Origin of the sequence: Caulobacter sp. ErkDOM-E (genome assembly GCF_048541895.1) — a bacterium.
Lineage (GTDB): Bacteria > Pseudomonadota > Alphaproteobacteria > Caulobacterales > Caulobacteraceae > Caulobacter.
In genome coordinates this window covers 2,274,625-2,286,936 of sequence record NZ_CP183331.1, presented here as the reverse complement: position 1 = coordinate 2,286,936, position 12,312 = coordinate 2,274,625, and the positions used below count along the sequence as shown (strand labels likewise).

Annotated in this window: 16 protein-coding genes; 11 read left to right on the top strand and 5 right to left on the bottom strand. The window is 66.3% G+C overall.

From position 1 onward, the window contains the following. Window positions 1–32 precede the first annotated feature (32 nt). A complete protein-coding gene (gene ssb / locus ACN2C7_RS11170) occupies window positions 33–539 on the top strand; it encodes a single-stranded DNA-binding protein (RefSeq protein ID WP_419317027.1) in 507 nt (168 codons plus the stop codon). A 220-nt stretch (window positions 540–759) separates the two neighbouring features. Next, complete coding sequence (dusA, locus tag ACN2C7_RS11165) at window positions 760–1,779, top strand: tRNA dihydrouridine(20/20a) synthase DusA (protein WP_419317025.1); 1,020 nt, start codon at window positions 760–762, stop codon at window positions 1,777–1,779. On the opposite strand, the gene ACN2C7_RS11160 is transcribed toward dusA, so the two are convergent. Beyond that, window positions 1,776–2,291 (bottom strand): TIGR02281 family clan AA aspartic protease, encoded by a 516-nt coding sequence (locus tag ACN2C7_RS11160; RefSeq protein ID WP_419317023.1) that lies wholly within the window; start codon window positions 2,289–2,291, stop codon window positions 1,776–1,778. The genes dusA and ACN2C7_RS11160 overlap by 4 nt on opposite strands. Before the next feature lie 255 nt (window positions 2,292–2,546). Between ACN2C7_RS11160 and ACN2C7_RS11155 the strand changes: the two genes are divergently transcribed. Then, window positions 2,547–2,879: a hypothetical protein gene (locus ACN2C7_RS11155; protein ID WP_419317021.1), complete on the top strand. Its 333-nt coding sequence runs from the start codon at window positions 2,547–2,549 to the stop codon at window positions 2,877–2,879. Window positions 2,880–2,882: 3 nt separating this feature from the next. Here ACN2C7_RS11155 and ACN2C7_RS11150 read toward each other — a convergent pair whose 3' ends face one another. Next, entirely contained in the window at window positions 2,883–3,098 is a 216-nt protein-coding gene (locus ACN2C7_RS11150) for a DUF1289 domain-containing protein (protein ID WP_419317020.1), read from the bottom strand. 79 nt (window positions 3,099–3,177) lie between these two features. Between ACN2C7_RS11150 and ACN2C7_RS11145 the strand changes: the two genes are divergently transcribed. The 5 genes from ACN2C7_RS11145 (at window position 3,178) to ACN2C7_RS11125 (ending at window position 7,569) form a co-directional block, all read left to right on the top strand. Continuing rightward, window positions 3,178–3,504 carry a hypothetical protein gene (locus ACN2C7_RS11145; RefSeq protein ID WP_419317018.1) on the top strand — a complete coding sequence of 109 codons (327 nt, stop codon included), beginning with the start codon at window positions 3,178–3,180 and terminating at the stop codon, window positions 3,502–3,504. A 47-nt stretch (window positions 3,505–3,551) separates the two neighbouring features. Beyond that, window positions 3,552–4,433 carry a nicotinate-nucleotide--dimethylbenzimidazole phosphoribosyltransferase gene (locus ACN2C7_RS11140; protein ID WP_419317016.1) on the top strand — a complete coding sequence of 294 codons (882 nt, stop codon included), beginning with the start codon at window positions 3,552–3,554 and terminating at the stop codon, window positions 4,431–4,433. Window positions 4,434–4,566: 133 nt separating this feature from the next. Then, window positions 4,567–5,781, top strand: coding sequence for an acyl-CoA dehydrogenase family protein (locus tag ACN2C7_RS11135; protein WP_419317015.1), 1,215 nt, complete (start codon window positions 4,567–4,569; stop codon window positions 5,779–5,781). Window positions 5,782–5,894: 113 nt separating this feature from the next. Next, complete coding sequence (locus ACN2C7_RS11130) at window positions 5,895–7,040, top strand: acyl-CoA dehydrogenase family protein (protein ID WP_419317014.1); 1,146 nt, start codon at window positions 5,895–5,897, stop codon at window positions 7,038–7,040. Window positions 7,041–7,437: 397 nt separating this feature from the next. After that, window positions 7,438–7,569 carry a hypothetical protein gene (locus tag ACN2C7_RS11125; RefSeq protein ID WP_419255846.1) on the top strand — a complete coding sequence of 44 codons (132 nt, stop codon included), beginning with the start codon at window positions 7,438–7,440 and terminating at the stop codon, window positions 7,567–7,569. 55 nt (window positions 7,570–7,624) lie between these two features. Here ACN2C7_RS11125 and ACN2C7_RS11120 read toward each other — a convergent pair whose 3' ends face one another. After that, window positions 7,625–7,924, bottom strand: a complete 300-nt coding sequence (locus ACN2C7_RS11120; protein ID WP_419317013.1) for a CC_3452 family protein — start codon at window positions 7,922–7,924, stop codon at window positions 7,625–7,627. Between the two features lie 67 nt (window positions 7,925–7,991). Then, entirely contained in the window at window positions 7,992–8,600 is a 609-nt protein-coding gene (locus ACN2C7_RS11115) for a TIGR00730 family Rossman fold protein (protein WP_419317012.1), read from the bottom strand. Window positions 8,601–8,693: 93 nt separating this feature from the next. On the opposite strand from ACN2C7_RS11115, the gene ACN2C7_RS11110 reads away from it, so the two are divergent. From ACN2C7_RS11110 to ACN2C7_RS11100, 3 genes are all read left to right on the top strand, one after another. Beyond that, window positions 8,694–9,536, top strand: a complete 843-nt coding sequence (locus ACN2C7_RS11110) for a hypothetical protein (protein WP_419317011.1) — start codon at window positions 8,694–8,696, stop codon at window positions 9,534–9,536. Next, window positions 9,533–11,392 carry an ABCB family ABC transporter ATP-binding protein/permease gene (locus ACN2C7_RS11105; protein WP_419317010.1) on the top strand — a complete coding sequence of 620 codons (1,860 nt, stop codon included), beginning with the start codon at window positions 9,533–9,535 and terminating at the stop codon, window positions 11,390–11,392. The genes ACN2C7_RS11110 and ACN2C7_RS11105 overlap by 4 nt, the downstream gene beginning before the upstream one ends. 62 nt (window positions 11,393–11,454) lie before the next feature. After that, window positions 11,455–11,892, top strand: coding sequence for a VOC family protein (locus ACN2C7_RS11100; protein ID WP_419317009.1), 438 nt, complete (start codon window positions 11,455–11,457; stop codon window positions 11,890–11,892). A gap of 6 nt (window positions 11,893–11,898) precedes the next feature. Here the strand turns inward: ACN2C7_RS11100 and ACN2C7_RS11095 are convergent, their stop codons facing one another. Then, window positions 11,899–12,303, bottom strand: a complete 405-nt coding sequence (locus ACN2C7_RS11095) for a hypothetical protein (RefSeq protein WP_419317008.1) — start codon at window positions 12,301–12,303, stop codon at window positions 11,899–11,901. Window positions 12,304–12,312 lie beyond the last annotated feature (9 nt).

Below are 12,312 nucleotides of genomic sequence, written 5' to 3'. Positions count from 1 at the left end.
GCAGGTCGCCGGGCGAGAACAAGGTCGAAACGATGGCGGGCAGCGTCAACAAGGTCATTCTGGTGGGCAACCTCGGGGCCGATCCCGAAATCCGCAGCCTGGGTTCCGGTGACCGCGTCGCCAATCTGCGCATCGCCACCTCGGAAAGCTGGCGCGACCGCACCTCGGGCGAGCGCAAGGAAAAGACCGAATGGCACCGGGTCGTGATCTTCAACGACAATCTGGTGAAGGTGGCCGAGCAGTATCTGCGCAAGGGCTCGACGGTCTATATCGAGGGCGCGATCCAGACCCGCAAATGGACCGACAACACCGGCGCTGAAAAGTATTCCACCGAGATCGTGCTGCAGAAGTTCCGCGGTGAACTGACCATGCTGGGCGGTCGCGGCGACGGCGCAGGCGCCTCGTCGGGCGGTGGCGATGACGGCTACTCCAGCGGTGGCGGTGGCGGTGGCGGCTATGGCGGCGGCGCGCCGCGCAGCCAGCCTAGCGGTCCGCGCGAGAGCTTCTCGGCCGACCTCGACGACGAAATCCCGTTCTAGGGCCGAATAAGGTTCGAAACGCAGATGGCGGCCGGCTCTCCTGGGAGCCGGCCGTTTCTCTTTGCGCCTTCTGCACCGCGCGACCGGTCACGCTCCGAATCTGGTCGATCGCGACACTGGCGCGGCTGGTGTAAGAATGGCCGGCAAAGGTCTGGAAAGATGGTGTATCAGGTCGCGCCCTCGCACCTACGCCGTCGGACAAATTTTGAAATCACCGGAAATGACGCCGCTTCAACCGCATAGATTCTCCGTCGCCCCGATGATGGACTGGAGCGATCGGCATTGCCGCTCGTTGCATCGGTCCCTGTCGAGCCGCGCGCTGCTCTATTCGGAGATGGTGACCAGCGGCGCCGTCTTGCATGGCGACCGCGAGAAGCTGCTGGGTTTCGATGCAGGGCAACATCCTGTGGCCCTGCAGCTTGGCGGCTCAGACCCCGCTGACCTGGCGCTGGCGGCGCGGATCGGCGAGGACTTCGGTTACGACGAGATCAATCTGAACGTCGGCTGCCCCTCCGACCGCGTGCAAAGCGGCCGGTTCGGCGCCTGCCTGATGCGCGAGCCGCAACTGGTGGCCGAGTGCATGGCGGCGATCAGCGATGCGGTGTCGGTTCCGGCCACGGTGAAGTGCCGCATCGGCGTCGATGACCAGGATTCCGAGGAAAGCCTGTTCGCCCTGGTCGACGCCAGCGCCGCAGCGGGCGTCGGCAGTTTCGTGGTTCACGCCCGCAAGGCCTGGCTCAAGGGGCTTTCGCCGAAGGAAAACCGCGACATTCCCCCGCTGGACTATGAGCTGGTCTATCGACTCAAGCGCGAACGCCCGCAGCTGACGATCGTGATCAATGGCGGCGTCACTGACCTCGACGCGGTCGAGGCCCACCTGGCCCATGTCGATGGGGTGATGCTGGGGCGGTCTGCCTATCATGAGCCGGGTCTGCTGGGCGCGGTGGACCGGCGCGTGTTCGGCGAGGCCGTCGCCGATGTGTCCGAGTTCGAGGCCGTTGAGCGCTTCAAGCCCTATATCGCCGAGAAGCTGGCGGCGGGCGTCCATCTGGCGGCGATGAGCCGGCACATGCTGGGCCTGTTCCATGGGCTGCCGGGCGCGCGCGCGTGGCGGCGGATCCTGACGGTCGAGGGCGTGCCGTCCGGCGCCGGTCTGGAAGTCGTCGATCGCGCCCTCGACGCGGTGCGCCAGGCGATGGAGGCGCGGGAAGCCCGGTTCGCCGAGAGCGTTTCCGCTTAAGGGTGCAGGATCAGCGCGCGGGGCGTGGCCTCGAAGCGCGACAGGCGGCCCAGATAGCTCATGCCCAACAGCGAGGTTTCCAGGCCTTTCTCGATGACCAGGGCGTCGACGTCGCGCACGCGGGCGCCGGCGATGGCCACGCTGGCCAGTTTCACAGACGCGGCGCGGGTGCGGCCGTCGGCGGTGATGACGGTGTAATCGTAGGTCAGCTTGTCAGTGTCGATGCCCAGGCGCTGGGCGTCAGCCAGGCTCAATGAAACGGCGGTGGCGCCGGTGTCGACCAGGAACCGAACGGCCTTGCCGTCGACCGCGGCCTCGGCCCAGAAATGTCCGTCGGCGCCCTTGGTGAGTTGGGCTGCGCCGTCCGCGCCGCCGAGCGTGGCGCTGGCCGCCGTTGGGGCGCGCAACTCCGGGTGGCGCAGGTCGTCCAGAGACACCACGGCCTTGGCGGCTCCCACCGCCGAGAGCGCTCCCACCATCGCGATCGCCGCGAACTTCAACATCGAAGACACCCCGCCTTGAAGGCTTTGTGACCGTTTTCTTCGGCCGTTGAAGGGGACCCTAGAGCGAAAGGCGTTTGCAACCGGTGAATCGCACCGATGATTTATTGCTTATAGTTAATGATGGCGTAATGCTGATTGTCGTTTTTCGATAAATACTGTGATTAAACTTGTGTAATGAACTACATGTCCTCGAATTAACTTCAGCTATGTTTTGGACAGCAGTATCCCTTGCCGCGCAAAAAGTTGCTTATCGAGGGAACTCAAATGAAGTCGATCATCATCACCGCCGCTATCGTTGCTTCGGCGCTGACGGGCGTCGCCCATGCCGGATCGAAGGTCTCCGACAAGGAATTCCTGCAGGCGGCGCGCTGTCGCGGCCTGGCGGCTTCGGAGGGCCTTGGCCAGCTCGACACCGCAGCCGTCGATCTGCTGCTGCGCACCGAAGGCTATCCCCGCGCGCTGTCGCTCAAGCTGTCCGCCAATACCAAGATGAAGGCGGCTCAGGCGCAGGGCGACAAGGCCGAGGGCGCGAAGAAGGAAAAGCTGCTGGCTGAACGCCAGGAGGACTGCGCCGCCTGGCTGCAGGGCGGCCAGTAAGGTTCAGGCCTGGCCAGTCATCAGGCTGGTCGCAGGATCGGGGCGATCGGGGAGGGCGGCCATGATCTCGGCCCTCTCCTGATCGCTCAGTCGGCCCCAGCCGGCGATTTCCGGCAGGGTGCGGCGGCAGCCCAGGCAATAGCCGCTGCGACCATCCACGGCGCAGACCTTCACGCAAGGTGTGACGATCGGGCGGGGTGGGGCGGCGGTCGAGTCCATCACCAATTGTCTCCGGTTCGCGCGCGCGGCGCAACGTCCGACGCGAGCGGGGGCTCTGATCTTCATTCGGGAGGGATTTATGAACATCGCTCGTTTCGCTTGCGCCGCCCTGGCCCTGGCGGCGGCCACGCCAGTCCTGGCCGGGCCCCGCTTGACGGATAGCCAGTTCATCCAGGCCTCGCGCTGTCAGGCCCTGGCAAAGGCTTCCAGTCTGGGCTCGAGCGACGCCGCTGCGTTCGGCGTTCTGATCAAGGCCCAACGCCAGGGGCGGGCCGACCACATCATCGACAAGGCCTCAGAGGCGATGAGCACGGCGAGTGGTCAGGCCCGACGGGCCGATGAGGCCGCCAAGGCCGGCCTGATCGCTGAGCGCGACGGTTCTTGCCAGGCCTTGCTGGCCCGCTAGACGCCAGCCACTTTACAAGACCGGACGCGGGCGCCAAAGCCCGCGCCATGACCGCTTCACCGTTCGACGACATTCGCGCCCTGGCTTCCGCTCCCCCGGCGGCCGGCGCCGCGCCCGCCCTGGACCAGTCCGACCGGCTGGCGGAGATCTCGTCCTGGCTCACCGCCTGGACGGGCAAGACGCCGCCCGCCGTGAACCGGCCGGTGGTGGCGCTGTACGCCGGCGCCCGCCAGGGCGTGGGTCCGCGCGGCTATGCCCGCGACCGGCTCGAAGCCGTGGCGTCCGGCGGCGCGAGCGTTTGCCGACTGGCGGGCGCGCAGGGCGCGGGTCTGGAAGCCTTCGATCTCGCCGTAGACCGGCCAACGCCCAACGCCGTCGACAAGGCCGCGATGAGCGAGAAGGAGTGCGCCGCGACCATGGCCTTTGGCATGGAGGCCCTGGCCAAGCAGCCCGACCTGCTGGTTCCCGGAGTGATCGCCGCTGAAACCGACATGATCGCGTCCTGTATGGCCTTGGCCCTGTTCGGCGGCGAGGCCAGCGACTGGACAGACGCGCCGGATCTGGTCGTGGCCGCTGTCGAGCGAGTCCGCGAGGAAGGCGGACTTGATGACCCGCTGCAGGTGCTGCGTCAGCTGGGGGGCCGCGAGACCGCCGCAGTCGCCGGCGCGATCCTGGCCGCTCGCATTCAGAAAATTCCGGTGCTGCTGGATGGCTATGCGGCCTGCGCCGCCGCCGCCGTACTTTATCGGATCGATCCGGCGTTGCTGGACCATTGCATCGCCGCCCATGTCGGCGCGGCAAAGGGGCATGCCCGACTGCTGGCGGCCCTCGACAAGCGGCCGCTTCTGGCGCTCGATATCGTCGACGAGGAAGGGGTGGGCGGCGCCAGCGCTCTCGCCCTCGTCAAGCTGGCTTGCGAGGCCCGTTAGGGTTCTAACTGAACGCGGATCATATTCGCTTCCGTTGACGCTAACGTCATCTTTCCAAACGTCCGTTCGACATCTATCGTGGCGCACAGATCAATCGGCCCCTCATCAAAGAGGCCGAAACCGGGAGCCCGCCATGAACCTCGACTTTTCGCCCGAAGACGTCGCCTTCCGCGACGAAGTCCGCGCCTTCATCGCTGAAAACTATCCGGCCGGCCTGCGTGAAAAGCAGGAAGAGGGCGAGGAAATGGCCAAGGAAGACTTCCTGGCCTGGCACCGCGTTCTGGCCGACAAGGGCTGGGTGGCCCCGGCCTGGCCCGAGAAGGTCGGCGGTCCCGGCTGGACCTCGGTTCAGCGCTATATCTGGTCCGAAGAGACCGCCCGCGCCGATTGCGTGCCGATCCTGCCCTTCGGCATCAACATGGTCGGGCCGGTGATCTACACCTTCGCCACGCCTGAGCAGAAGCAGCGGTTCCTGCCGCAGACCCTGTCGGGCGACATCTGGTGGTGCCAGGGCTATTCCGAGCCGGGCGCGGGCTCTGACCTGGCCAGCCTCAAGACCAAGGCCGAGCGCTTCACCGGCGACGACGGCAAGGAATATTACCTGGTCAACGGCCAGAAGACCTGGACCACCCTGGCCCAGCACGCCGACTGGATCTTCTGCCTCGTTCGCACTGACCCCGTCGCCAAGATCCAGGAAGGCATCTCGTTCCTGCTGATCGACATGAAGTCGCCGGGCGTCACCGTCCGTCCGATCATCACCTTGGGCGGCGAGCACGAGGTCAATGAAGTCTGGCTCGAGAACGTCAAGGTGCCGGTCGAGAACCGTATCTTCGACGAGAACAAGGGCTGGACCTGCGCGAAGTTCCTGCTCGCCCACGAACGCTCCGGCATCGCCGGCGTCGCCCGCTCCAAGCGCGGCATTGAGCGCATCCGCGCCATTGCCGCCGCCGAGCTGTCGGATGACGGCGAATCCCTGATCCAGGACCCGACCTTCAAGCGCAAGGTCGCTGAACTGGAAATCGACCTGACCGCCCTGGAGTTCACCGAGCTGCGCACCCTGGCCGGCGAAGCGTCCGGCAAAGGTCCTGGGCCCGAGTCGAGCGTCCTGAAGATCAAGGGCACCGAGATCCAGCAGCGGATCACCGAGCTGGTTCTGGAGGCTGCCGGCCACTATGGCTCGCCGTACTTCCGGGGCTTCCCGAACGACGGCGACAACGCCCACCCGATCGGCCCTGACTTCAGCCATCGCGCGGCGCCCAGCTATTTCAACGTCCGCAAGACGTCGATCTATGGCGGCTCCAACGAGATCCAGCGCAATATCATCGCCAAGATGGTGCTGGGGCTCTAGCCACCACGCCTGTCATCCCGGACGCGTCTATGGCGCGATCCGGGACCGCCGCACACAGTGACCCATAAGATCCGGGCCAAGGCCTGGACGACAGAAGAAACGGAAACCCTGGGATGGATTTCAACTTCACCGAAGAGCAGTCGATGGTTCGTGACACGGTCGCGAGCTTCCTGCAGGACAAGTACGACTTCGAGACGCGCCGCAAGATCGTGGCCTCCGAGAGCGGCTGGCGCGCCGACTACTGGAAGGCTTTCGCCGAGGAGCTGGGCATCCTGGGCGCCTCGTTCAGCGAAGAGCTTGGCGGCCTGGGCGGCGGCGCCATCGACAACATGATCATCATGGAAGAGTTCGGCAAAGCCCTGGTCATCGAGCCCTATCTGGGCTCGGTCGTCATCGGCGGCGGCTTCATGAAGCACTCCGGCTACGCCCATGCCGCCTCGGTCATCGAGGGCATTGTCGGCGGTACGACCACCATCGCCTTCGCCTATGCCGAGCCGCAGGGCCGCTATACCTGGCGTGACCTGAAGACGACGGCCAAGAAGGACGGCTCGGGCTATGTCCTGAACGGCCACAAGGCCGTGGTGGTGGGCGCGCCGTTCGCCTCGCACCTGATCGTCACCGCCCGCACCGGCGGCGCCCAGCGCGACGCCGGCGGCGTGTCGGTGTTCCTGGTCGACAAGAGCCTGCCGGGCATCGTCACCCGCGACTATCCCACGGTCGATGGCGGTCGCGCCTCTGAAGTCTATTTCGAGAACGTCTCGATCCCGGCCGACGCCCTGATCGGCGGCGAGGGCGAAGGCCTGCCGCTGGTCGACAAGGTGATCGACGAGGCCACCGCCGCCGTCGGCGCCGAGGCTGTCGGCGTGCTGCGCAAGCTGCACGAAAACACCCTGGACTACGCCAAGCAGCGCAAGCAGTTCGGCACCGCCATCGCCAACTTCCAGGTGCTGCAGCACCGCATGGTCGACATGTTCATCAATGTCGAGCAGGCCGTGTCGATGACCTACATGGCCACCATCAAGATCGATGAAGACGCTGAAACTCGCGCCAAGGCCGTGTCGTCGATGAAGGTCCAGATCGGCCGCGCCTGCAAGTTCGTGGGCCAGAACGCCATCCAGATCCACGGCGGCATGGGCATGACCGACGAGCTGGCCATCGGTCACTATTTCAAGCGCGCCTCGATCATCGAGGGCCTGTTCGGCTCGGTGGATCACCACCTCAAGCGCTACGAAAACCTGTCGTTCAACGCTGCCGCCTAGCGTTTTGGGCGTTGACGCCCACGGAACAACGACCTGAAATCCGGAAAGCCGCCTGCGTCATGCCGACGCGGGCGGTTTTTCTTTGCGCGGTCGCAGTTTCCGCCGTCGAGGTCAGGCGCCCGGCGCTCAGGATGCGCAGGCGGACACGCGCCAGCGAGGAAGCCAGGCCGTGCGGGGCGTGTGCGCCGCTGAGGTGGAAAAATGACCGTATACGGAGTTAAACCGCGACCGGCGCCGGCATCAAAAAACGGCATGTTCCGTGCTCTGATATGATCAGTTTACGGATTAAAACCGCTTGCGATTCGCCCGGTTTGGCGCATGCTTTTCCTCGACGCGCTGACGACTATGAGGGGACCACCCCTGTAAGCCGCGCGCGTCTCCTGGTCCAACGGCCTGTCTGGGAGACGCCGCCATGAATGTATCGAAGATGAACCACGCCATGATGTCCTTCGCCCTTCTGGGCGGGATGCTGGTCGGTGGAAGGTCCAGTTCGACGCCCAAGCCACCCAAGCCCGCGAAGGGCAAATAGGCTCAGGCGCAGCGTAGAGGGGGCGATCCGTATGCGCGGATCGCCCCTTTGCGCCTCAGGGCTTGGCGGCCGTGTTGCAGTCTGCGATGCCTGCGTCGTCCAGGGCTTCGCCGCGATAGTGGAACGAGACGACTGCGCCGAGCTCGGCGGCGACCTTGCGGCAAGTCCGGGCGATCGGCATGGATTTCACCTGCGGCGCGGCGCAGACATCGCCGTTGCAGCGCCAGATGGCCCCGTCCTGGATCAGGCTGGGCACCTTGGCCGGAGCCTTGAGCTTCAGAACCGCGCCTTCAGCGGCGAAAGCGCCAGTCGACAGGGCGGACGCCGCGACAAGCGCGGAGAAAAAAATACGCATGATTGTTCCTTTATCCCCAAGGCCGACGGGGAGGTCGGCCTGCCTACAAGTGCGTTGCGTTTTGAAACTAAGTCAACAGCCGAACACTTGTTTGAGGGCCGCTTTGATAGAATTCGGCGTCCCATGACAAGAGCGCCGGGGTCACATCCTGCGCCTTTTCGACCGAGCGCCATGTATCGGCCAGGGCGGGCGGGGTAAGGCCCTCGTCGATCGTATGCTGCAGCAGGGCGAACAGCGGGTCCCAGAAGCCGCGCGGATTGTGAAAGACGATCGGCTTCTGATGCAGGTCCAGCCGACGCCAGGACAGCAACTCGATGATCTCTTCCAGCGTGCCGATGCCGCCGGGCAGGACGACGAAGGCGTCCGCCTGTTCAAACATCAGCATTTTCCGCTCATGCATGTTGTTGACGACGATAGTCTCGACGTCGTCGAACGGCTGCTCGCGACCGGTCAGGAACTTCGGGATGATCCCCAGCACGCGCCCTCCGGCGGCGTGGGCGCCGCGCGCGGTCGCGCCCATCAGGCCGACACCGCCGCCGCCGTAGATCAGCTTCAGGCCCGCCTGGGCGAAGCTGGTCCCGATCTGGCTGGCGGCTTCGATGAAGGCGGGGTCGGCGTCATTGGAGGAACCGCAATAGACGCAGACGGAGTCCAGGCGCCTAGACTCATCGGGCATCGTCGTCCACTCCAGCAAAAGAAAGGGCGCGCCGCAGCGGCGCGCCACCTATGTAGAAGCCGGCGCGGTTGGTTGCGCCGACATGAGCTTTGCATGATCAGGATTCGCACCGCCCGTTTCAAGTCGATGCTCGCCCGAGGCGGCGTGATTGGGCTTCTGGCCGGCGCAAGCCTGGCGCTCACGGCCTGCGACAGCGGCCGGCGGGACGACTGGCGCCCGAAGGCCGCGCCCGCCTCGACCCAGGCCGACGCCTCTGAAGCCGGCTATATCGCGCCGCCTAACGTCAAGCAGGCCGTGCAGGGACCCGCAGGTCTGATGCTGAAGGGCGAAGGCGCGCCCGACGGCAGCGTGCGATTGGGCGCGCCGACCGGCGAGGCGTTGGTGGGCCAGATCGACGCGCTCGGGCAATGGAGTCTGACCGTCCCGCGCAGCGATCGTGTTCGCCTGTATGGCCTGTCGATGACCCGCGGAGGCCGCACGGTTCAGGCCGAGGGCTATGTGATGGTCACGCCTGAAGGCGAAGTGGCCCTGCTGCGGGCTGGCTCAGGCGCCTGGCGCCTGGCGTCCGGCTCTTCGTCGCCCACCATCCTGGCGGTCGATGTCGATCCGGAGGGCGGAGCGGTGATCTCGGGCATGGCCACGCCGGGCGCAGGTCTGGGCGTTCGCGTCGACAGGACGCCGCGCGCCGTCGGGCAGGCCGCCGAGGATGGGCGCTTTTCTCTGTCGCTCAGCGAAACGCTGGGCATCGGCGCGCATGACATTCAGGTCAGCGGCGAGGGCGGCGAGCAAAGGATCAGGATCGTGGTCTCGCCCGCGGCGTCGCTTGTTGATGGACCGGTTCGCGCCCAGCGCGTCGATACCGGATGGCGCGTTGACTGGATGACTCCGGGCGGAGGCGTGCAGACCACCCTGATCATCCAGGCCTCAGGCTCATGAGGGGTTTCGGCTCGGCGCCGTCAGCACGCCAGGCGGTAACAGGTGCGATCGCGCCGCCTGCGGTCCGTGTTCGCTTCTGGAGCGCGATGGGCGATCTGTTCCGGCTGGTGCTGCGATCCAAAGCGCCAGGGCTTCGCTGGCGGGTCTCGCTGGCCCTGGTATTCACCCTGATCGGCAAGGCCCTGGGCGTTCTGGCCCCGCTGCTGCTGGGTGCGGCGGTCAACCGACTGGCGGCAGGGCAGGGTGTTGCGACGAGCGTCACCTGGACCTTCGCAGGCCTGGCGGCCGGATGGGCCCTGGTGCGCTTCATCTCGGCGGCGGCGCCGCAGGCGCGGGACGCCGTGTTCACGCCCGTGGCCCAGGCGGCCCAGAACCAGGCGGCTGTTGAGACCTTTGCCCACGCCCTCTCGCTGTCGATCGACTTTCATCAGTCCAAGCGCACGGGATCTCTGTCGCGGGTGATCGACCGGGGCGCGCGGTCCATGGATTTCCTGTTGCGCAGCCTGGTCTTCAACCTGGGGCCGACCGCCATCGAGTTGCTGATGGCCGCCGCCGTGCTGGCCAAGGCCTATGACTGGCGGTTTGCGGTCATCGCCCTGCTGACCGTGGGCGTCTACGGCTACATCACGTTTGCCATCTCGGACTGGCGCATCGGTCACCGCCGCGCGCTGAACGAGGCCGACGCCGAGGCTGCGGGCCGGGCGGTGGACTCCCTGATCAACTACGAGACCGTCAAGTCCTTCGGCGGCGAGGACCGCGCGGTCGGTGGCTACAAGAGCGCGCTCGACGTCTATGGCGACGCCCAGGTCAAGGCGACCAACTCGCTGACCGTGCTCAACACCGTGCAGGCGGCGGTGATGAGTCTGGGTCTGGGCGCTATGGCCGTCCTGGCGGGAACCGAAGCCTCGGCCGGGCGCATGGGGCCGGGCGACGTCACGGCCGCCGTGCTGATCCTGATCAATCTTTACGCGCCACTCAACATCCTGGGCTTTGCCTATCGCGAGATCCGCCAGTCCTTCATCGACATGGAGGCCATGCTCGATCTGCGCCGGCAAAGCGCCGACGTGGCCGATGCGCCGGACGCCGTCGACCTGCCGCCCCGCGCCGACCAGCGCGGCGGCGCCGTGGTGTTCGAGGCCGTATCGTTCCGCCATGGCGCGCGGTCCGAGGGGCTGAAGGATGTCAGCTTCTCGATCCCGCCGGGAACCACGGTCGCGATCGTCGGGCCGTCGGGCGCGGGAAAGACCACGCTGGTGCGTCTGGCGCTGCGAATGATCGACCCACAGTCGGGCCGGATCACCCTGGACGGCTGTGATCTGCGTGATCTGCGTCAGGCGTCGCTGCGCCGCGCGGTCGCTCTGGTGCCGCAGGATGTGGCCCTCTTCAACGACACGGTGCTCAGCAATATCGGCTTCGCGCGGCCCGAAGCGACCGAGGCTGAAATCTGGGCGGCGGCGGAGGCCGCCGAACTGGGTGAGTTCATCCGCAATCTGCCTGAAGGCATGGCCACCAAGGTCGGTGAGCGGGGGTTGAAACTGTCCGGCGGCGAGCGCCAGCGCGTGGGCATCGCCCGGGCCCTCCTGGCCCAGCCGCGGGTGCTGATCCTCGACGAGGCGACCAGCGCCCTGGACAGCCGCACCGAGGCGGCCATCCAGGAGACCCTGCGCAAGGCCAGGGCGGGCCGCACCACGCTGGTGGTGGCCCATCGCCTCTCGACCATCGCCGACGCCGACGAGATCGTCGTCCTGCGTCGCGGCAAGATCGTTGAGCGCGGCGCACATGCTGCTCTGCTGGAAGCCGGTGGCGAGTACGCGGCGCTCTGGCGACGCCAGACCCGGGAAAAGCCGGCGACCTGACCGCCCTTCGCGCGTTGGCGTCGAGGGGCTATATCCATCGCACACAGTCTGGGAGTTTCGCCTTGCGCTATCTGCACACCATGGTCCGCGTCCGTGATCTGGACGCTTCGCTGCGGTTCTATTGCGAAGGCCTGGGCCTGACCGAGATGTACCGGATGGAAAACGACAAGGGCCGCTTCACCCTGGTGTTTCTGGCCGCGCCGGAAGATGTCGAGCTGGCCAAGGCGCGCCAGGCGCCGCTGGTCGAGCTGACCTATAATTGGGATCCTGAGGACTATGACGGCGGCCGCAACTTCGGTCACCTGGCCTACCGGGTCGATGACATCTACGAGACCTGCCAGCGCCTGATGGACATGGGCGTGATCATCAACCGACCGCCGCGCGACGGCCACATGGCGTTCGTGCGCTCGCCGGACAATATCTCGGTCGAATTGCTTCAGGACGGCAACCTGCCGGCCGCCGAGCCCTGGGCGTCGATGCCCAATATCGGGGCCTGGTAGGTCCGGTCAGGGGCGGGCCGAGGCCAGCTCTTCAAGTCGGCGGCGGGGATGATCGGCGATAGCCGCCCAGACCAGCTGCTCCAGGCGCAGGCGATAGGCGGCGTCATAGCCGGCCGTGAAGGGCGACTGGCCGGCGCCGGGCGGATCGGCCGCGATGGCCCGCGCCAGCTGCTTTCGGGCCAGCACGGCTTCGCGATTGATAGGGGGCTCCATGCGCTCCATCGCGACCCAGCTGTCCAGCTCGATCGTGGCCTTGACGGCGGTCTGGATCAGGGCGGGCAGGGACTGAATGTCCTGGCGCACCTCGATCTGCAGGGTCGGCGCAACGGACTTGCTATCCGCGATCTTGAAATGGAGCGTGCCCACAACGCGCTGGAGGGTCGCGGGCCAATGGTCGTCGGCAGTGATCATGGTTGAGCC